We start from the raw sequence: 19330 nt of genomic DNA, 5'->3' as shown, positions 1-19330 counted from the left end.
TCATGAGCTCAGAAGCCCCTGCGCCGAAGACAACCCGATCCCGAGTACAGCTGCTGTCACACGGCGGCTACACATTCGTGACCGGACTCCGCTGGCAGCCGCTAGATAGTGTCACCGGCTACATGAAAGAAGCCCGGCAATTCGGCAAGGAAAACCAGCTCGACATCGTCACCATTAGACGATCTACGCGGACTATCCAAGCGGGTTTCGTCTCCCGAAACGATGGTGTGACGAAAGGAATGTACTCACTGGCCTCCACCTTGGCAGGCCAGCTGGGCGAGTCATGGGTAGCAGCCTGGCGTGTGTCAGATGAGGATGATCGCTTCGCTGTCGTCGCGGTGCATGACGGAGGCGTCATCCCGGGTTGCGACGTCATGGGTACTGAAGCGGAAGTTCGCAAGCGGGTCTCTCAGCAACGCAGTCGTGGCATTGAGTTCGAAGCCTGGTATCTGCCAACAGAGTTCGGCATGGGTGGTACTCCTCTAGACGTCGAGGAGTTACTACACCCCTCAAAGCTCAAGCGCGAGTATCGCCTCAGGCCACTGGTGTTCGGCCTCTCCAAAGCAGAGATATTGCAACTGAGCATTATCGGCCTACTGATCGGCGGGGCCTTTATCGGCTGGTTGCAGTGGAATGCTCACAAGCAAAGGATCGCTCAAGAAGCACTGATCGAAGCAGAGAAGCGTCGTCTGGCAGATCTGGAGAAACTCCAAGCCGAGACTGGGACGCAACAGCCAGCTCAGGCCCTCGATCACCCTTGGGCAACACTGCCGTCCGTCACAACGTTCATCCAGGGTTGCAGCGAAGTGCTGTACCAACTGCCGCTGAACATCTCCGGCTGGTCCTTCGCTGATGCCCAGTGCGATGGGAATCAAGTCCTAGCATCTTACAAACGGACGGGTAACAGCACCGCTGCAGAACTCATCAATGCGAGCAAAGGATATTTCTCTGATCACCCCGCGTTCTTTGATGAAGGTAGCTCAGCCACCCTTCAGTTCAGCCTTTCACTGCCGGCTGCAGGCGATGAGCCTCTGATCGACGCCATAGACGCGCTTGCAGACCTCTCAACCTGGCTGCATCGCTTCTCACAAGAACCCAAGCTGAAAGAAGTGCCTGTCGTTGTGCCTCAACAACCGGCGCTTCCAGGGCAGCCTGCTCCCCCTCCTCCACCACCTCCGCAGTGGAAGCAATTTCAGCTTGATGTTGTGAGCGGCGTTCTTCCATACGACGCACTCGGAGATGCGCCCAGCCAGGGGCTACGGCTGCGCGAAATCAAGACCGAATACAAAGCTGGCCACCTCATGTGGTCTGTCAAAGGAGATCTCTATGCGAAATGACTCATGGCTACTTGGCTTGCTTGCCCTGGCCAGCTCTTACGCGACCGCATCTCCACCCGATCTCTCTGGGATCAACGTGGGTGAACTCGGCAAGGTACAAAGCGAAACGATTCTGTACAGAGCCCAGGCCGAGCGTGCCAAAGCTGAAAGAGATATCGGCGCAGCTGTGACCCCCTCGTCTACTGCAGTAGGTGGACTTGAAGGGCGGACATCGCAGCCAACGCCAATACTTCGCGAGCCCGGCGAGCCAGCTCTACCAGTCGTTCGGACCATTTCCGGATCGTCCAAGAAGCTGCAGGCAACGTTGCTATTTGCTGGGGGGATTGAGCTCGATACCACGGCCGGCAGGGAGATTCCTGGTGGGTACCGGGTGGTCCAAGTCTCCCTGGATGGAGTAACCGTAGAGCGCAAAGGAAAGCGCTACCAGTTGGGCTTCTCCAACCAAGCTCCAACAGGTGTGTCCGCGGTCCCGACAGCACTACCTGGCCAGGCCATACCTCAGTGGGAGCAGCGTCCATGACGATCTTAGAAAGCCCACCACTGACGAGTTCGATATCGGCCTCCTCCGAGTTCTCTGGTCTTGTGCTAACCGCGCAGGGAGAACGCTTCGAGCTCAAACCCGACCAGCGACAGATCTGCGCCCTGACCGAAGACGGCACACTGCATATTTCAGCGCAGCACCAGGCCGACCCGCATGTCATGGCCTTCATGGATAAGCTCGAGCATGAGCAGTTCGAGTACGTGATCAAGCCTTGCTCGATGACCGATATCAAGTCGATCTATCAAGCATCAAGCCAGACCATCGGTTCAGATCAAGTCGATACTGTCCGCCAAGCGCATGCACTAAGGATCTTGGCGGACGCACACAAGCGAGGAGCAAGCGACATCCACATCGTGGTCGGATATGAGATCACCAAGATCTTTTATCGTATCCACGGCTTGCTGTGGGAGGCAGCCCAGGAAAAAAGCGGCGTGGGACTGGAGCTGTGTTCTGCGCTGTACAACAGCATGTGCGACGTCACCAAAGATCACTTTCAGCCGACCATCCCACAAGATGCCCGTGTTGCCCGCAGCTTTGTAGAAACCCTCGGTTTATTTGGTGCTCGCCTTTCGACCCGGCCGTTAGTCGATGGACCGCTGATGGTGATGCGTCTGCTCTACGACGATGAGTCGAAGGCATCGCTTGAGGATCTCGGTTTTCTACCTGAACAGATTGCTCAGTATGCACGCCTGCGCAGCCTCCCCTACGGCGTCAATCTGATCACCGGCCCTACCGGATCCGGTAAATCGAAGTCGCTGCAGATCAACCTGAATCTCCTCTTCGAAGAAACCGAGGGCACGCGCCACATCCTCACGATCGAGGACCCTCCCGAATACCCACTCAAAGCCAACCAGTCCCCGCTGGGACCTAGTGAAAGCTGGCAAGCAGGGATCAAAAACTCGGTACGGCTTGATCCAGACGTGCTCATGTACGGTGAGATTCGTGATCTCGAGTCCGCACAAGCCGCTTACAGTGGCGGAATGACCGGCCACTTGGTCTGGAGCACACTGCATACCAACAACGCAGTTGCGTCACTCCAGCGCCTTATCGACATGGGTGTACCAGATTACCTGGTGACCGATCCAGCGCTGACAACGGGGCTCATCAATCAGTCGCTTCTCCCTTTGCTGTGTCAGTCCTGCTGCGTGCCCCTGCGAGATCATCTCGATAGCGTAAGCCAAGGCCTACTTGAACGACTGGAGCAACTCCAGATCATCGACCAGGTGAACCTGGTCGGCCCAGGGTGCCCTGATTGCAAAAATCTAGGGGTGGCAGGCCGCACCGTAGTGGCCGAGATCCTTATGACAGACCTGCTTTTCATGAAGATCTTCTCCGAGAAGGGAGCGAGTGCTGCTCGCCGGCACTGGGTCAAGGAGATGGGCGGCATCACCAAGATCGATCACGCCATTAGAAAGATCAAAGCCGGCACAGTGGATCCGCGACATGCTGAAACACTGATTGGCCCTCTGGACTTTGACCGCCAGTTGGTGGAGCTCAGCCATGCTTGATCACCTTCAGGATCTAATCACTGGTCTCAAAGAGGCCACACGCGACTGGGTGGCCAGGTTCTACGCTGCCCAGTTTGGAAAAAAGGAGCGCATTCAGTTCTACGAGAGCCTGATGGGCGTGCTCGAGGACGGTATTTCGATCGAGGTAGCACTTGAAACAGTTCAAAAAGCCTTCAGCAATGACGGTAAAGAACTGCATCCAGTTTCAATCGTTTGCTCCGAGATCGCGATGTCCGTTCGTGGAGGGAAGTCCCTGGCCCAATCCTGCCGGCGCCGGCTGCCTTACGAGGAAGTCTCGCTCATTGAGACCGGTGAGGAGACCGGCAAGCTGGTTCAGGCATTCCGGGACTGTGTGCGGATCATCGAGATACGTCAACGAATTGCCCGACTCATACAGTCGGTGATTGCTATGCCTTCTCTTACCTGGAGTCTGATGTGGGCATTGCTTTACGTGATTGCACTATGGATGGTGCCGTCGATGACCAAACGCTCAGATCCAGATGCCTGGACCGGAGTACCAGCGCTTCTCTACCACCTTTCAAATCTGGTGAGCCATTACGGGTTCTTCATTCTGGGTGCGGTGGTGATCGTCATTCTCACATCAACTCTAACCTTGCCTGTCTTTTGCGGCCTTGCGCTCGAGCCAACCAGTCCTAGTTGGAAGATTCAGTTGAGCAGGATCTTACAGAGAGCGCGGCTGAAGCTTGAGTCCGCGCCGCCCTGGAGCATCTACAAGGTCCTTCATGGGTCGATCTTTCTGATGAACATGTCAGTAATGCTGCGCAGCGGCATCAACCAGCTCGACGCGCTGACCATCCTCAAGCGGGGGGCACCCCCATGGCTACGAGAGCGCTTAGACGCCATTCACTACGGCGTTCGCTCCGGCAAGAACTTCGGCCAAGCGCTGAAACTTGCTGGCCATAAGTTTCCTGACGCCATGGCCATTCATTACCTGGAAGTGCTGGCCGTGCGCAAAGGTTTTGCCGAATCCATGGAGCGTTTCGCATCTCGCTGGCTTGAGCAGACCCTCCGAAAGGTCGAGGCAACCTCCAAATTTCTTATCGCTTTTTCATCGGTATGCATGGGCGTTTTGATGATCCTGGTCGTAGTGGGGATCTTCGAAATGGCCCGTGGCGTGATGGACTCGGCAAGTTTCTAAGCAGTCAAAAAGGTAAATGACATGGCTATTCGTTCCCCCAAAAAACAAGGCGGTTTTCTTTCGATTGACGGCGTGTTTTGGCTGATGCTGATCGCCGTCGCACTGGGCTTCATTCTGGTAATCGCTTGGTCAATGCTAGGCAACTCCGACACAGCGATTGAGCAGAGCAACATCAGCACCATGGTTGCAAGCACCAAAAAACTCAAAGGCTCAGGCGGTTACGGGACGTCCGGCGCGAACATGGTTCCATCCCTCATCAAACTCGAGGGCATTGGCACCATGGGCAAGAATGGCAACACCCTGGTCAACCAGTGGAACGGAGCTGTGACCGTTGTGAGTAATGGCATGACCTTCACCATCACCGAGACCAACCTGCCGGCGAACGCTTGCATTGTGCTTGCCACAAAGGTCGCAAAAGACCAAAAGACTACGACCTCGATCAATGGCGGCTCCGCTACCGCTGGCGAGATTCTCGGCACGACCGCTTCAACCAGTTGCTCTGGAGACACCAATACCATTGCCTGGACCTTCTTCTAGTCAGGACGAAGGATCACCGGATGAGCACTATCTCTGAAGCCACCTTCGTCGACCTCTATCTCGGAGACGGCTTCGCTGACGTGAAGGGACTTCCTGACCACCCTCCTCGGGCACCCGCTCCAGGAGAGTGGTTAGAGGAGATCCAGGTGCTACGTGAACGCTGCCATGAACACTTCACCGCAACCCAGGAACCTGAATTTTCGCTGATTCATGAGGGTGTTGCTTTCCGCGTTACCCAGCTATCGGACCTCAACAACAAGTCCCTCTTTGTGTTGAGTAAATCAGCCGTAAAAATTCTTCCATTGGATGATCTGGGGCTGTCCGATGAGCTCCACGACACGCTCCTAAGCCAAGCGCTTAGGGGGCTCATTTTCATCTGCGGAGAGATGGGATCGGGCAAGACATCAAGTGCCGCTTCGCTGGTCAAGGCACGTCTCGAAAAATGGGGTGGTATGGCTCTCACGATCGAGGATCCTCCAGAGCCTCTGTTGCACGGCGTGCATGGAGAAGGCAGGTGTGTGCAGGTTCCGGTTTCGCGCCGCCAGGGTGGTTATGAGGAGGCACTCATCCGGGCACTTCGCACCAGGGCCGAGATGATCCTTGTCGGTGAGGTTCGAGACACCCCTCCAGCTGCACAGGTTGTGCAGGCATCGATCAACGGGCACTTCATCATCTGTACAGGGCATTCAGGCTCTGTGATTCAGGGGATAGAGCGTCTCGCCGTGCTGGCCCAACCAGTGCTGCCGAACGCGCTCCAGATACTTGCTCAAGGGCTCATCGCCGTCATTCATCAAACGCTGCTGAAAGACGGCAGTGGATTCAAACGTCTCAAGCTGCAGTGTCTCTCCTTGGCCTCCAGCGAAAGTAACGGGATTAGAGAAAAGATCCGATCAGACAAGATGCAGATGCTCGAGCAAGACATAGCGAGCCAGGCTGCGAGGAGCCTCTGGAATGACCAGTAGTAAACGCAAGCAAGCAGGGATGCTGACCATTGATGCAGTGATGGCGCTGGTGGTGCTAGCGCTGATGACGACACTTGCGACAGGTCTGATCATCAGGCAACAGGATTCGCAAGATTATGAAATAGCCGCAAATAAGCAAAAGACCATCGCCCAAGCCCTCAGCAAATACGTCAAAGACAATTACAGCACCGTCCTGGCCAACGCGACGGCGACAGCCCCGGTGCAAATCACCGTCCCGATGCTCATCAATACAAAATACTTGCCAGCGGGGTTCACTGATTCGAATAGCTTCGGCCAGACCATTGTCGGGCTGGCCCGCAAGCCAAATCCCAATCAGCTAGAAGTCATCGCACTATCAATCGGTGGCCAGGTAATTCCAGAGCTCGGGATCCGGAGCATGGCTGAGCATCTGGGCGGCCCTGGCGGTTTTATCTCCTCGACCTCGCCGAATGTCATCCAAGGGGTTAGGGGTGGATGGCAGCTCGCACTGAGCAACTACGCCATCAATCCTGGTCCAGGCCATACAGCCAGCGCGCTATTTTTAATGGACGGTGATCTGGCCAACGACTACTTGTACCGAAACGCAGTACCTAATCGGCCTGAACTCAACAGGATGAATACCCACATCGACATGGGCGGCAACGACATCAACAACACGGGCACTCTCAATGCAACAACGGCGAACGTGTCTGGAGAAACCTACACGGGAGGCTGGTTCAGGACCCGCGGGGATACCGGCTGGTACAGCGAAAAATGGGGAGGCGGCATCTACCAGTCTGACGCTGACTACGTGCGCATTTTCAACAACAAGGGACTCGCCACAGGAGGTGAAGTAGCCGCTGGCAAGGTCACCTCCTCGAGCACGATCACAGCAAGCGGCCGGCTCGCAACGAACGAATACCTGTCGATCGGGGGGCTTGCTAAAGAGGGTGATGCCTGCAGCGACAACAAGCTCATAGCTAAGAACTCAGCCGGCCTCACACTATCTTGCCAATCCGGGGTGTGGAAGAAACAGAACGGATGGGAGCCTGTACCCTTGTCAGATGCTTCTCCATTCAATCCTCTTTGTGAGTACCGATTCTCATATGGATCGACTTTTACTGCTGTGGCCGGCTGGGTATCGGCTGCCCTCATACAGATCTCCGATACGAATGCTTACTACCAGGTTTTCTCCTCCAACAAGCGAGTCCTGCTGGGCTACATGATAGGTAATAACTATCCAATCAACTGGCTACAGTCTCGCTGTCCATAAACTAACTCGCCCGGGCACGTGTGCCTCTACCTATAAGTGTCTAAAGGACGATCAGGCCTAGGTCGAACACACTCTTGGGATTGCTAACTGAGGATCAAATCATGTGGTTCTATTGGGCGGTTTTCACAGTGCTTCTGCTGGTCACCAGTCTGTCTGTACGGTACCAAAATAACTCAACAATGCTTTCAGATCAGGCGGATTTGGACTCTTTGAGCCGGAACATGCTCGTATATCGGTCCGCTGTAGCCGAGTATGCCCAAAAAAATCCCGGGTACTCCGGTATCCCCCAAGATGGGCTACTGAATCTACCATCGTGGTTTGTGAAGCCCTCAGGTGTCAGTGCCTATCTGGCCATGGGCCAGAGTTACACGTTCATCGCAGATTCTGCACCAGTTGGGCTTTCTGCAACGCTTTTTGAACGAACTCAGTCGACAACCGTAGGAGTGAACCGTGCCGGCCTCCTGATTTCACCATCGTCCGGACAAACCTCAATCACCATTCCCTTAGCAGTTCCCGAGGGAGCAGTAGTGGCGGTCAATTGACTACAATCATGTGAAACAGGTGGCCCCTCGCTTGCATATGCGTAAGTCCGACAACATAATGACATCAATATTGGTTCAACCCCGCTGGCTACTGACGGTCATCAGTAGCGCCCAGGTGTTGCGGTTCGCTTCAACACCAAACCTAAGCACGTTTAGCTCCGGGAAGGACGTGTGGATCCTGTAACTCTCCCTGTGTCTCCCTGCTCTCCTAGTCGCGCAGCCGTCTAACTCGTGATCGAGTTCACAGGCACATAGAGTTTGAAAGGGTTCGGTGCATATCTAATCGAAGGGCCACTTTGGTAAGGTGGCCCATCCTTTTTTCCCCTATTTGGGTGTAGTTCTTCACTGCCGGTGGCCCGCCGGCGAAAAGCTGGGCTCCTTTTGTGCGCGGATGCGTGCCCCACGTTTGCTGGCCAAAGCCACGAAAATGGTCAGGTGGAGAGAATCGAGGCGATCAAAGCCCAGGGATCGACGATTCCAACACAGGTGGCTCCTTCAACCTTTTTTCTAGACACGGCTGGACCTGCCTCGAACGGCGGCTCCAGCCGGCCTTCCCCTTTTCCCCATCAGCCCTCCATATCTCCCCCCGCTTGACACAACCCGCTCCCACTCTGATTATTAGGATGTGATCTGCTGACGTCGTCAGCAACATGCCCAAAGGTCGTTCAGCTTCTGGTAGTACGATCAATCGACTGCAGTCGATAGAAGCCCCTTCCGCAAATCCCGCAGGGAACCACGTCCCTGTAGGGCGTAGTGCTTCTCTGCCTTTTCTTACAGCTCATTCAAAACACACCCAGCGGGGAATTCACTCCCCAGTAGGGTCAGTGTTTCTCCGCATTTCAACCGCAGGAGAAGCACTATGAATGATATGCCTTCACCGTCGTCTTACTTCCGTATTGGCTATGCGCTCGGCACTCTCACCAGAGTGTTCCTGCGTGCGCTAAAAGGTCCCTCACAAGCTGAATTTGTTCACTCCATACCCACAGCTACCGTCGTGGCAGCTGCATTTGATACTCGCAATGACTGGGAGGAGCTCAGTCGTGTGCCTACGCTCGCTCGCCGCGGCGTAGACCTGAATCAGTGGTTTGATAGCAATACCAAGCCTGCTGCCCCGGCGAAACGTCGTACACGTAAACCGGCGAAACCTAAAAAGCCGCTCCTTGGCTCCCTGGATGAACTCATAGCCCCAGTAGCACCGCTGTAAATCCACTCCCTCTCATGCCAGGCACCTCACCTGGCAGGGTGAAGGCCTGGCGATCTAAGGAAAGCTATGGTCAACAAAAAAAGAGCTGTGATTGCAGATGACCTTCGCAAGATCGGCACCACCTCCGTCGCCGCTGGCATCGTAGGTATCTTCCTCAGTGATCATCGCCTGCTAACGGCTTTCGCGCTTGTTGTAGGTGTTGTAATCTGGATCACAGGCATTTGCCTCACTCCGGAGGACTGACATGAGCCAGACAACCTTTGGCCTCATCATGCTGACTGGCCTGCTGCTTGTTTGCGTAAGCATGGCTGTGTGGGCCGACTGGCCGAACGTAAAACGTAAGTGCCAAAAATTGCTTCGTGCCCATTAATTCTCAGACCAAGCCCTCCACCCGGAGGGCTTTTTCTTTCTGGGGGCTTGACAAGCGAATATTCCGTTTCCATTCTTGTAGGCGTGTGCTGCTGACGTCGTCAGTAACTCAAGCCCGAGCAGTCATGATCTGAAAGACTGCCCACCTTCACAGGTGTTGATTAACCCAAGATCGCCAAGCTTCCGGAAGCGCGATCAATCAGTCAGCAATGATTGATGGAAGCAGCCAAACTAAGCTACATCAGCATACCCACCATCCCGAGCTCTAACCCTCGCGGGGAATACTTTCCCCCATGGGCGAAGTGTTTCTCCGCTTTCAACCGAAATAGGAGATTCACCATGAGCAATGACACTAAATACTTTGACCTGCACACCACTGGCATCGGCTACCTGAACCGTATCCGCGAAGTAACGCCACGTAAAGGCAACCCCTTCATCGCTACAACCATCGCCGCTCTTCATGGAGCCAGCGATGCTGTCGAGTATTCTTACATCGACTGCAATGTCGTCGGTACCGAAGCGACCAAACTCGTCAGCCGCTGCAAAGAAGCGGTCGAAGCTGGTAAGAAAGTCCTTGTCTCTTTCCGCATCGGTGATATCTGGGCAGACTCGTTCACTTACGATAAAGGTGAAAAAAAGGGTCAGTCTGGTGCAAGCCTCAAAGGCCGGCTGCTATTTTTGGGATGGATCAAAGTTGATGGTGAAACCGTCTACGAAGCCAAACCCAAAGACAATAGTGAAAACGTCCGCGAAGCCGAACCCAAAGACGCTGCTGATTCCGATGCCTCTGGAAATGCTCAACAAAACGCCGCATAACTTTCGGCAACTTCAAATCAAGGCGCCGCCTCAGGCGCCTTTGTTCTTACAAAAGGAATTGTCTATGAACACAATGTTCAAGTTAAACCTCATCGCATTCGCCGCCAGCGTAGTTCTCGGAGACCTGGTGCTGATGAGCTTCTCCCTGATTGGCCTTGTAGGTCATTACTTTCACAATAAAAACGAGACACAAGAGCATTCGTTTATCGCTTAATTCTTAGCTCCTACTTCCCCTAATCGAAGCACCGCTATTTAACCAAGGAAAAGCCCATGTGTATCGACGAGAACGAGTTAGATGGCTTTGAGCTGTCTTACAGCGTGCAAGTTGGCACTCAACAACTTGAGCTTTTGGTGGTTGGCCCCCAACTGCTTGCAATATTGGTAGACGAACTAGAATCGGGCGAATGCTATTGGCAGCTCACCGACGCTTGCGGACAAGTTCTGCAACGCTCCAACCGTTACGAGGACCAGGCACTCTGCTTGCGCGATGGCCTGAACTATGTGCTTCCAACGCGGTAGGAAAATCCCGGTACCGCCCAAGGTCGGTTATACGCTGGCCGGTTAACTTATCAATACCCTCTACGGGCTCATCGCCCGTTGGGCTGGTGACCCTCTTTCTCAGGAGAATCACCATGTCTCAAGCCACTCAGATCTTCGCTGGTCAAGTTTTCGTCACTAACCCCTTTGTCTCGAATTCCTTTCTGCGTCTCGACATCCTCGAGCAGCGATTTGCCGAACAGATTGAGGAATTCCAAGAAGAGGCAATGCATGCTTGTGGCCTGTACTTCGAAATATACGAGGCTCACCTGCTCAACTCATTGCATAAGCAAGCGGCTTCCTATCAGTTCCCTCATGACGAGTTGTTCAAGCGAGTAGCTGCACAGCAAGGCATCAAGCTGGACAGCCAGCACCACCTCCTTGCAAAAAAGGCCGCTCTTACCTTGATGGACGATATTTACTAAGACATGCCGTTCTAGCGCTAACTCTCCCTATTCCAACATTAGCTCTTGGGGGTAATTCTCAAGAGCTAGCTCACATTCACTGCATCACCCGACGGGATCATCAACCTTCGGGCTGGTGACCTTCTTTCTCAGGAGAATCACCATGCATCAAAACACTCAGGCTTTTACTCTTGCGCTGAATGCCCGTACCGATTACGAAAAAGCTGTCATTGTCGGATCCGAAGAGGATCTCCTACAAGGGCTGATTGACGCGGAAGCCCTAGGCCATAGTTCCTACCGGATCGGCAGTCACCTGCCCCCCGTTTTACTAACGTCGGTGCCTGACCTCAAGAACGCTTGGGTACTAGGCTGGGAATCTGCCGCTTATGGCGCAAAAATAGCTCGCTGCTCTCTTTGTGCAAATTCCCTTGGCCATCCTTGCCCCATCCATGACTGATCCTCTGCATCACCGCGTCACCTGGCACGACGATCTCGTCGCGCCACCCATTCCGGATTGGTTCGCTGTCGTCGACAGCGCCTCCAAAGGAGCCAGGGTTTAAGGCTCCGGCGCACTGCGTTAACCCAAACCAAAGATCGCATAGCACTCGGAAGCGCGATCGCATCGGCCAGTTGGTCGGTGGAGTGTTTCAACTTTACCTACCTGCGAGGATCTCATCCTCGCGGACGAGGCCTCGCTCCATGGAGACCTCGCATGTCACCTTCCACTGCATCACCAGTCGCCTATCACACCTACCCTGTAATACTGGACAACGCCGCTTGGATGCGTGCGGTTTACCTAAAAAACCCATTACGGGTTGCTGAAATGAGCCAGCGCCTAGCAAGCGTTGTTCAAGCTGCGTGGCAAGAGCTAAAGCTGCACCAGCACGCCTCTCCGATCTCATTCGGGGTTTATGCAAAACGGAGTTCTGGACGCACACGCGACTGGATCCCGCTTTCGCTGCAAGTCAACTTCCCAGCTGGGGAGTCGCCATACATCTCAATCGAGCTCCAGCAAGTCTGAACCAACAGCTTGCCTTTCACTTCACACCACCCAGAGGGGCCGCCCTCTGGGCGACTCCTCCCTTAGAGGACGTCTCATGACCCACTCCCGATCAAACCCCTTCTTCCGTGGTTACCAAAATTTCCTCCTTACCCGTGAACTGATGATCACCCCTGACATATCTGGCGAGGTCTATGAGCCTTGTTATCGATCACTCATCAGCCATCAGGAATCGCTCCAAGACTGGCAGATTATCGGTAAAGAGTGCGTGTACAACGATACTCATGCTGCTGCCATTAACGGTCCGTCCTCAGCCGAAACCGAGGCCCTGACGAACCAGGGCTTTATCCATACCGTGGTTTACTCATTGCACGGAGAAAACAATGGCACCTCACAGCAGATCTGTGATTTTGGTTCCGCTGAAATTGCACAGGTACTGATCAACCAGTTGTCCTTCGAAACCGGCTTTTACAGCCGCGTTTTCGAGGTTACATCTGCCCATTTGCCTGATGAGGAATGGGACGAACTTCGGCACCTCGTAGAACACGCAGATACGACTCAACTCATGTTCGAGTGCTTTGCCCTTCCAGATAGCGATGCTGTTGGCTTCAAACTAATCGGCACTCCCTGGACGGACAAACACCTGAATGCAATTGAGGGTTTCGGTCTTTCAACACTGCAGGCCCAACAGGCAGAAGAAGGTTTTCCCGAGGAGTTCATTCGTGTACTCACTTTGGCAGGGCAAGCTGATGTTCGAGTCCTGATCATCGACCCCAACGGCTGCCGATTAGAAGGATTGCCGGTCTTCTAGGTTCTTTTCTTTAACCACCCTCGCGGGAGCACCCGCAGGTGCTCCTCTGGCATTTCGGGGAGTCCCTATGATCACTATCAAAGGCCAACTGGCCATTCGTACTGTCTCCGGCCGGCTTGGCCTCTTCAACGTTGGACGTCTTGCTACGTCAATCGGTGAGTTCACCATCAAGGATGCCCTGCTTGATCAATACCAGGAGGGTAAGTACCAGGGCGACTTTGCTATCAAGCAGATCCGCCCTTCGTACTACTCACATGGTGGGCGGCTGGTCGTGGAGATCAGGGCCGAACTCGAAGGAATGACCCTCGATGAAGTAACGACACTCAGCGAAGAAGATGAGGAGCAACTGTCGACGAACGTTCCCGATCCGTTGGAGGAGGAAACGGCGACACCCCTTGCGTCCCCACCGGTTTCTGAACCCGCGACTCAAAAAACATCTAACGGCGCTCTCGCGTCGGATGAACCATTCGGAATGGTGCCCAAAACTCCTGCGGCAACAATCGACACAGCAACCGATGCGGATTTGTTCGGCACTGTTTGGCCACTGACAGGAACAGTGAAGCTCGACACCACCGTCGACCGAAAGCGCCTACGAGCTCAATGCGCCCGTATGGAGCAACTCGGTTACATCATGGATTTCAAAACCCAAACCTGGACCCGGAAAGCGGCTTGAGCCTCTAGGTCTATCACTTCTTTTTTCATCGCTGTTCAACCACACCCTGAAGGGCCTCCTCAGGGGGCTCCTCATTTCAATCAGGAGCAACCCAATGAACCCACTGTTCAGCAATCTGAGCGAACAAACCCTTTCAAATATTGAAGAAGAGTTGTCCAACAACGACTCGGCAACAAACGAGGAATTGGTCGACTTTTTTATCGAAGAACTCGGCTTGTCCTTAGAACAGGCCGAAGCTGCTGTAGAGCTGCGTAGCCAATACCTGATTCAGATTTTTCATCAGGGTCAAGGACCGCTTCGACAGACAACTGCAACCGCGTTCGACCCAAGCACCGGAACATTCCAGTAAACCTCTACCACCACTCACCCCAGGGGGCGTTCACGCCCCTTGGGAGTGCGCCTCCTCTCTGGAGGCAAACATGCGTTCCACTTCGCTGTATCAAATTGAGGAATGCCCTGACCTGTATGTCGATGCTTGCGTCTGCGATGAGCAACGCAATCTAGTCTTCATGTCGGCCTGGGGCCGCGACACCGCATTGCAGGAGTTCCTGGCCAGGCTCACGCTCGGACGGGATGAGAATGGTCTCGACCAGTTTCACATCCTCATGGACGGTCGAAGCATTCCCGTATTTCCCAACCATGACATGCTTGAAAAGCGCACAACGCGGCAGTTCCGCGGGACCTTATTCGGCAGCATGTTGCACCTCTGGCTTTTCGATCGACGAGCCTCGGCGCCCGACCAGGCCAATCACTTTGCCTTTGCGCTCCTGGAGCGCGACCAGGATCCCCAGCTTCGGCTGTGGCCGCTGGTCATGGAGACATGCCCGCTTCCCCTACTCCCACACTGGCGTGAGCCGGTGATGGACGTCCTCACCCAGCAGCAGATGCTGACGGCTCTACCTGGCGCGATCGGCAACGTCAGCGCCTGGCGGCTTGCTCTCCAGCTCGACGTCCTCGAGCCGCAACTTGGCGACCTCATTCGCCAAGGTCACCTAACAACCGAAGCTCAGGCGCAGGCCTGAGCTCTCTCACTCAAGGAACCATCATGGCCCTAATGTTTCCCCGCCTTGCACGAAACTTTGCTCGCAATGGCTACTATCCAACCGACGAAGTCACCCTCGAGCGCGCTCTGCAGGCGCTCGTTCAAGCTCAATCCGGAAAAATGAGAATCTTCGACCCCTGTGGCGGTGAAGGTGTAGCGCTGGCTGAAGCAGCTCATCTGCTCGGTCGCGACCAGGTCCAAGCATTCGCCGTCGAATACGATGCCGAGCGCGCAGACCATGCTCGAGGCCTACTCGATCGAGTGCTGCACAGCGATCTCTTCGACACCCTGATCAGCCGACAGTCGTTCGGCTTGCTCTGGCTCAACCCACCCTACGGCGATCTGGTCGCGGATCACTCCGGTGCCTCGCAGTACCAGGGCACCGGCCGGCGGCGTCTGGAAAAAGCGTTCTACCAGCGCAGCCTTCCCCTCCTGCAGTACGGTGGGGTGATGGTGTTGATCGTTCCGCACTATGTGCTTGACGACGAACTATCAGGATGGCTCAGCAACCACTTTGCCAGCCTGCGCATTTACAACGCTGCGGACCCCACATTCAAGCAGGTAGTGATCTTCGGCATCCGAGTGCGCCGGCAGGATCTGGCCAGGACTCACGTTAACCAGGTGAAGTCTCAACTGCAGGCAATCGGCGCAGGTCAGGAACAGGCGGAACTAATACCGGCCTCATGGCCATGGGAATCGTACCTGATCCCATCATCTGCAAACGAGCTGGAACACTTCTACCGTGTCACGTTGGAGCCTACGCAGTTCGCATCCGAGATACAGCGACTGCGAGGCCTTTGGCCTGATTTCAACCTGCACTTCGGGCAAATCGGCCTACAACTCAGGCCGCCAGTCCGTGAACTCTCGCGCTGGCACCTGGCACTAGCCCTAGCGGCCGGCGCAATCTCAGGCGTTGTACGCTCGAAGTCTGGGCGTACCTTGGTCGTGAAGGGTGACACCTACAAGGACAAGGTGCGCAAGACCGAATTCACCGAGGATGAGAAAGGCAACGTCACAGAGGTCAGGATCCTCACCGATCGATTTATCCCAATCATCCGAGCGTGGGACATGACGCCTTCGTCAGTGAATCTTGGCCGAGTGCTGACCATCAGCTCTTCGGCAGGGACCAATGACGAAGCATCTGTGCCTGAAGAACGAGCAGCAGGACCGCTTTTCAATCCGGGCCGGATCGTAATGACCTCCACTCTCAGCCACCTGGTGGAAACTGAATACCTCGATCCTACCCAATTCCTCAGACGTCATCTGTCCGGCGACTGGGGGGAACTATGCGATGACGACCGGACTTCGAATCAGAACGCGCTGGTACACGGTGACAGGCTGTTCTCCAGCTACGACATCGATGCCGGCGGTGAAACCAAGCTCTGGATCATCACCGAAGCGGATCGCAGTTACACAACTTTGCTGCTCCCCAGCGATTACTAAACCCCGTCCATAACTCCCAAACCAACCCGCAGGGTATGCCGCTACCCGTAGGGGTCGTGCATGCCCTGCTTTTCACCTGCAGGAGATGCACATGAACGCTTTAACTCAGCCACTGGCTACTTCCCCCCTGAACATCAACCTCACCGATTTCATCGATGAATTTGGTGATGAACTCCTTGAGTCGTTGAACCGCTCCAACCCTCCTGTTTACACCGGGATTGCTCACGAACAGCGCCAGGCAGTAATGGACAACCTCAAGCGCAAGCCATTTGCGGCCCAGGCTGATGTCGTCCAAGCCATTGCAGCACTGCTACTCGATCGCAATGAGCAGGCCGCGATCATCAACGCCGAGATGGGTACCGGGAAAACGATGATGGCCATCGCTGTTGCTGCCGTTATGCACTCAGCAGGCTATCGTCGAACTCTCGTCATTTCCCCACCTCACCTGGTCTACAAATGGCGCCGTGAGATCCTAGAGACCATCCCTGATGCCCGTGTGTGGGTATTGAATGGCCCCGATACGCTGATCAAACTGCTCAAGCTGCGTGAGCAGTTGGGGCAAACCTATGACGGTCGCCAGGAGTTCTTCATCCTCGGTCGCGTGCGGATGCGCATGGGGTTTCACTGGCGGCTCGCCTGCTCTAAAAGGCGCGCTGCCGGCGGACAGCGACTCGCTGCTTGCCCAGATTGCGGCCATGTCCTCGAGGACCTGGAGGGCAACCTGGTTACCGTGGACGAGTTCGAACGTGGTGATCGCCGCCGCAACTGCAACGCCTGCAATGCGGCTCTCTGGACACTCATGCGCCCGGGTAAAGCAGATGGCGGCGACCGGCGCTCAACGATTCTGAAATCGATGTGCCGTATACCCACGATCGGCCCAGTCCGGGCAGAGCGGCTACTCAATGACTTTGGCGAAGACTTTCTGGCCTCGATGTTGGTTGACAACGTTTCCGAGTTCATCAACCTAATGGACACCAAGGGCAACTTCATCTTCAGCGATCGCCAGGCCAAGCGCATGGAGCGAGCGATGGCCAACATCGAATTCGGGTTCGGCGAAGGCGGCTATCAACCAACAGAGTTCATCAAGCGCTACCTACCGGATGGGTTCTTCGACCTACTGGTTGTCGATGAGGGGCATGAGTACAAGAACAGCGGATCGGCCCAGGGCCAAGCTATGGGTGTTCTCGCGGCAAAGGCACGCAAAACCGTGCTGTTGACCGGGACGCTCATGGGCGGCTACGCCGACGACCTGTTCTACCTTCTGTTCCGTATTCTGACCCGCCGAATGATCGAGGACGGCTATCGGCCTAACGCCCGTGGCAGCACGGCGCCCGCGGCTATGGCGTTCATGCGCGATCACGGGGTCCTGAAAGACATCTATACCGAGCACGATGGAGATTCGCACAAGACAGCCAAAGGCAAGAAGCTCTCAGTTCGAACAGTGAAAGCCCCGGGCTTCGGCCCGAAAGGCATCCACCGCTTCGTACTGCCCTTCACCGTGTTCCTCAAGCTGAAAGACATCGGCGGGAACATCCTACCCACCTACAACGAGGAGTTTATCGATGTACTAATGGCGCCTGGTCAGGCATCCGCCTACCAGAGCCTGGCCTCCAAGCTGACAGCGGAGCTTAGACAAGCCCTTGCACGACGAGACACTACCCTTCTGGGCGTAGTCCTCAATGTGCTGCTGGCCTGGCCAGACTGCTGCTTCCGATCGGAGATGGTCAAGCACCCACGCACTCGCGATAGCCTGGCCTTCGTGCCGGCGATTTTCAACGACGAGCAGATGATGCCTAAGGAGCAGGCTTTGTTAAGCCTTTGCATCGAGGAGAAAGCGAAAGGCCGCAAGGTCCTCGCCTACACCGTCTACAGCGGAACACGCGACACAACGTCCAGGCTGAAGAGGGTCCTCGAGCAGGCCGGTCTCAAGGTGGCGGTACTACGAGCCAGCGTTGACACCTGGCGCCGTGAAGACTGGATCCTCGATCAGGTCGACCGTGGCATTGATGTGCTGATCACCAACCCGGAGCTGGTCAAGACCGGGCTGGACTTGCTTGATTTTCCAACCATCGTGTTTCTGCAGACGGGATACAACGTTTACACCCTACAGCAAGCAGCACGACGGTCTTGGCGTATCGGGCAGAAACACCCAGTGCGCGTGATTTTTTTGGGCTATACCGGCAGCTCGCAGATTACCTGCCTGCAGCTTATGGCCAAGAAGATCGCAGTAGCACAAAGCACGTCAGGGGATGTGCCGGAATCAGGATTGGACTCTTTGAACCAAGATGGAGACTCGGTTGAAATGGCCCTGGCCAGACATTTAGTGGCGGCATAGTCTACGGTCGCCTTCGGGCGACCTGCTACTCTCACTTACCGAAGCCCCGGAAGAGTTGTGGTATCTAAACGAGATGCCTTATTCACGCTCACCCCAAATATTTTCCAAAGCTTGTTATCACAGCGATATACAAACACTCGTATAAAGGAGTAATAACCAAATTCTAAAGGTAGTCAGGTGCTCGTGAAATAGGTCGGCTGGATCGCTTCAGCCGACCTATAGCGCGCTTCCTACTTGATCAACGGTATGCGGTTCCCGGTGTGTAACACTTCCATCGCATCCAGCTGGGCCTCGATTTGCAGGAAGCGCATGGCGATCACCGGCGACATTCGTACCGATATCTGATCAATGTAGCGAAATAGCACCTTGTGCTGTTTACCCTGTAAGGCCTTATAGGTCTTGATCATTCCCGCCGCGTCATCGTTGGTGACCGCACCGGAGCCATATGCCCGTGCGTACTCCACCAGCAATTGGAACGACTCCTTGCTCAAGCCATCCATCTCGCTGCGATAGCGGCCGTAGATTGGCCAGAACGTCTCGGCCTGCTCGCTATCGAGCCCCATGTTGGCTTCCACCATGCGCTTACGCTTGTAATTGAGGGACTCGATCTGGTTCTTGATCTTCTCCTTGTTTTCGCTCATCACCTCCTGGACCGAAGGCAAAGGCTCCTGTGCTTGCACGGTAAAGCACATGCTGGCGGTGAATAGTGCGGCACAGAACAGTCGCCTGGACATCAGCTGTCTCCTTTTGGATTGATATTGCATATACAGGTGCGCTCACTGCGCGGCTTCCTTGAGGGAAATCTTCGGCGCCCACTGCAGCCACTGTTCGTCGACGGCATCGAACAGGGCGAAGGTC

General features: G+C 55.0%; 22 protein-coding genes. 21 read left to right on the top strand and 1 reads right to left on the bottom strand.

Annotated features, from left to right (window positions below):
• Positions 1–2: 2 nt before the first annotated feature.
• From pilO2 to H7A76_RS21875, 21 genes are all read left to right on the top strand, one after another.
• Positions 3–1337, top strand: a complete 1335-nt coding sequence (gene pilO2 / locus H7A76_RS21975; RefSeq protein ID WP_185700446.1) for a type 4b pilus protein PilO2 — start codon at positions 3–5, stop codon at positions 1335–1337.
• Positions 1240–1857 carry a type IV pilus biogenesis protein PilP gene (gene pilP, locus H7A76_RS32870; protein WP_409519202.1) on the top strand — a complete coding sequence of 206 codons (618 nt, stop codon included), beginning with the start codon at positions 1240–1242 and terminating at the stop codon, positions 1855–1857. Before pilO2 ends, pilP begins: the two co-directional genes overlap by 98 nt.
• On the top strand, positions 1854–3386 hold the full coding sequence (locus H7A76_RS21965; protein WP_185700444.1) for a GspE/PulE family protein: 1533 nt from the start codon (positions 1854–1856) through the stop codon (positions 3384–3386). The genes pilP and H7A76_RS21965 overlap by 4 nt, the downstream gene beginning before the upstream one ends.
• A complete protein-coding gene (locus H7A76_RS21960; RefSeq protein WP_221775332.1) occupies positions 3379–4545 on the top strand; it encodes a type II secretion system F family protein in 1167 nt (388 codons plus the stop codon). Before H7A76_RS21965 ends, H7A76_RS21960 begins: the two co-directional genes overlap by 8 nt.
• A 21-nt stretch (positions 4546–4566) precedes the next feature.
• Positions 4567–5082 carry a type 4 pilus major pilin gene (locus H7A76_RS21955; protein WP_185700443.1) on the top strand — a complete coding sequence of 172 codons (516 nt, stop codon included), beginning with the start codon at positions 4567–4569 and terminating at the stop codon, positions 5080–5082.
• A 20-nt stretch (positions 5083–5102) separates the two neighbouring features.
• A complete protein-coding gene (locus tag H7A76_RS21950; RefSeq protein ID WP_185700442.1) occupies positions 5103–6044 on the top strand; it encodes an ATPase, T2SS/T4P/T4SS family in 942 nt (313 codons plus the stop codon).
• Positions 6034–7296 carry a shufflon system plasmid conjugative transfer pilus tip adhesin PilV gene (gene pilV, locus H7A76_RS21945; protein WP_260498051.1) on the top strand — a complete coding sequence of 421 codons (1263 nt, stop codon included), beginning with the start codon at positions 6034–6036 and terminating at the stop codon, positions 7294–7296. Before H7A76_RS21950 ends, pilV begins: the two co-directional genes overlap by 11 nt.
• Positions 7297–7397: 101 nt before the next feature.
• A complete protein-coding gene (pilM, locus tag H7A76_RS21940) occupies positions 7398–7838 on the top strand; it encodes a type IV pilus biogenesis protein PilM (protein ID WP_185700441.1) in 441 nt (146 codons plus the stop codon).
• 859 nt (positions 7839–8697) lie between these two features.
• Complete coding sequence (locus H7A76_RS21935) at positions 8698–9042, top strand: hypothetical protein (protein WP_185700440.1); 345 nt, start codon at positions 8698–8700, stop codon at positions 9040–9042.
• A 66-nt stretch (positions 9043–9108) separates the two neighbouring features.
• Positions 9109–9285, top strand: coding sequence for a hypothetical protein (locus H7A76_RS21930; protein WP_164487294.1), 177 nt, complete (start codon positions 9109–9111; stop codon positions 9283–9285).
• A 465-nt stretch (positions 9286–9750) separates the two neighbouring features.
• The gene (locus tag H7A76_RS21925; RefSeq protein WP_260498050.1) at positions 9751–10227 is read left to right on the top strand and encodes an STY4534 family ICE replication protein; all 477 of its coding nucleotides are present in this window, start codon (positions 9751–9753) and stop codon (positions 10225–10227) included.
• 64 nt (positions 10228–10291) lie between these two features.
• Positions 10292–10441 carry a hypothetical protein gene (locus tag H7A76_RS21920; protein ID WP_185700439.1) on the top strand — a complete coding sequence of 50 codons (150 nt, stop codon included), beginning with the start codon at positions 10292–10294 and terminating at the stop codon, positions 10439–10441.
• Between the two features lie 56 nt (positions 10442–10497).
• Positions 10498–10746: a hypothetical protein gene (locus tag H7A76_RS21915; RefSeq protein ID WP_185700438.1), complete on the top strand. Its 249-nt coding sequence runs from the start codon at positions 10498–10500 to the stop codon at positions 10744–10746.
• Positions 10747–10859: 113 nt separating this feature from the next.
• The gene (locus tag H7A76_RS21910) at positions 10860–11189 is read left to right on the top strand and encodes a hypothetical protein (protein ID WP_185700437.1); all 330 of its coding nucleotides are present in this window, start codon (positions 10860–10862) and stop codon (positions 11187–11189) included.
• Between the two features lie 142 nt (positions 11190–11331).
• On the top strand, positions 11332–11625 hold the full coding sequence (locus H7A76_RS21905; RefSeq protein ID WP_185700436.1) for a hypothetical protein: 294 nt from the start codon (positions 11332–11334) through the stop codon (positions 11623–11625).
• 640 nt (positions 11626–12265) lie between these two features.
• Positions 12266–12979, top strand: coding sequence for an ABC transporter substrate-binding protein (locus H7A76_RS21900; RefSeq protein WP_185700435.1), 714 nt, complete (start codon positions 12266–12268; stop codon positions 12977–12979).
• 67 nt (positions 12980–13046) lie between these two features.
• Positions 13047–13652, top strand: coding sequence for a DUF3275 family protein (locus H7A76_RS21895; RefSeq protein WP_185700434.1), 606 nt, complete (start codon positions 13047–13049; stop codon positions 13650–13652).
• Positions 13653–13746: 94 nt separating this feature from the next.
• Complete coding sequence (locus H7A76_RS21890; protein ID WP_185700433.1) at positions 13747–14001, top strand: hypothetical protein; 255 nt, start codon at positions 13747–13749, stop codon at positions 13999–14001.
• 70 nt (positions 14002–14071) lie between these two features.
• Positions 14072–14674 (top strand): hypothetical protein, encoded by a 603-nt coding sequence (locus H7A76_RS21885; protein WP_185700432.1) that lies wholly within the window; start codon positions 14072–14074, stop codon positions 14672–14674.
• A gap of 23 nt (positions 14675–14697) precedes the next feature.
• Positions 14698–16137: a DUF6094 domain-containing protein gene (locus tag H7A76_RS21880; protein WP_185700431.1), complete on the top strand. Its 1440-nt coding sequence runs from the start codon at positions 14698–14700 to the stop codon at positions 16135–16137.
• A 91-nt stretch (positions 16138–16228) separates the two neighbouring features.
• Entirely contained in the window at positions 16229–18472 is a 2244-nt protein-coding gene (locus H7A76_RS21875) for an SNF2-related protein (protein WP_185700430.1), read from the top strand.
• Between the two features lie 230 nt (positions 18473–18702).
• Here the strand turns inward: H7A76_RS21875 and H7A76_RS21870 are convergent, their stop codons facing one another.
• Positions 18703–19206: a transcriptional regulator gene (locus H7A76_RS21870; protein ID WP_185700429.1), complete on the bottom strand. Its 504-nt coding sequence runs from the start codon at positions 19204–19206 to the stop codon at positions 18703–18705.
• Between the last annotated feature and the right edge of the window lie 124 nt (positions 19207–19330).

The organism is Pseudomonas sp. MSSRFD41, assembly GCF_014230245.1.
Lineage (GTDB): Bacteria > Pseudomonadota > Gammaproteobacteria > Pseudomonadales > Pseudomonadaceae > Aquipseudomonas > Aquipseudomonas piscis.
Note: the sequence above shows the minus strand (reverse complement) of the source record. Positions and strands in the feature narration are given on the sequence as shown.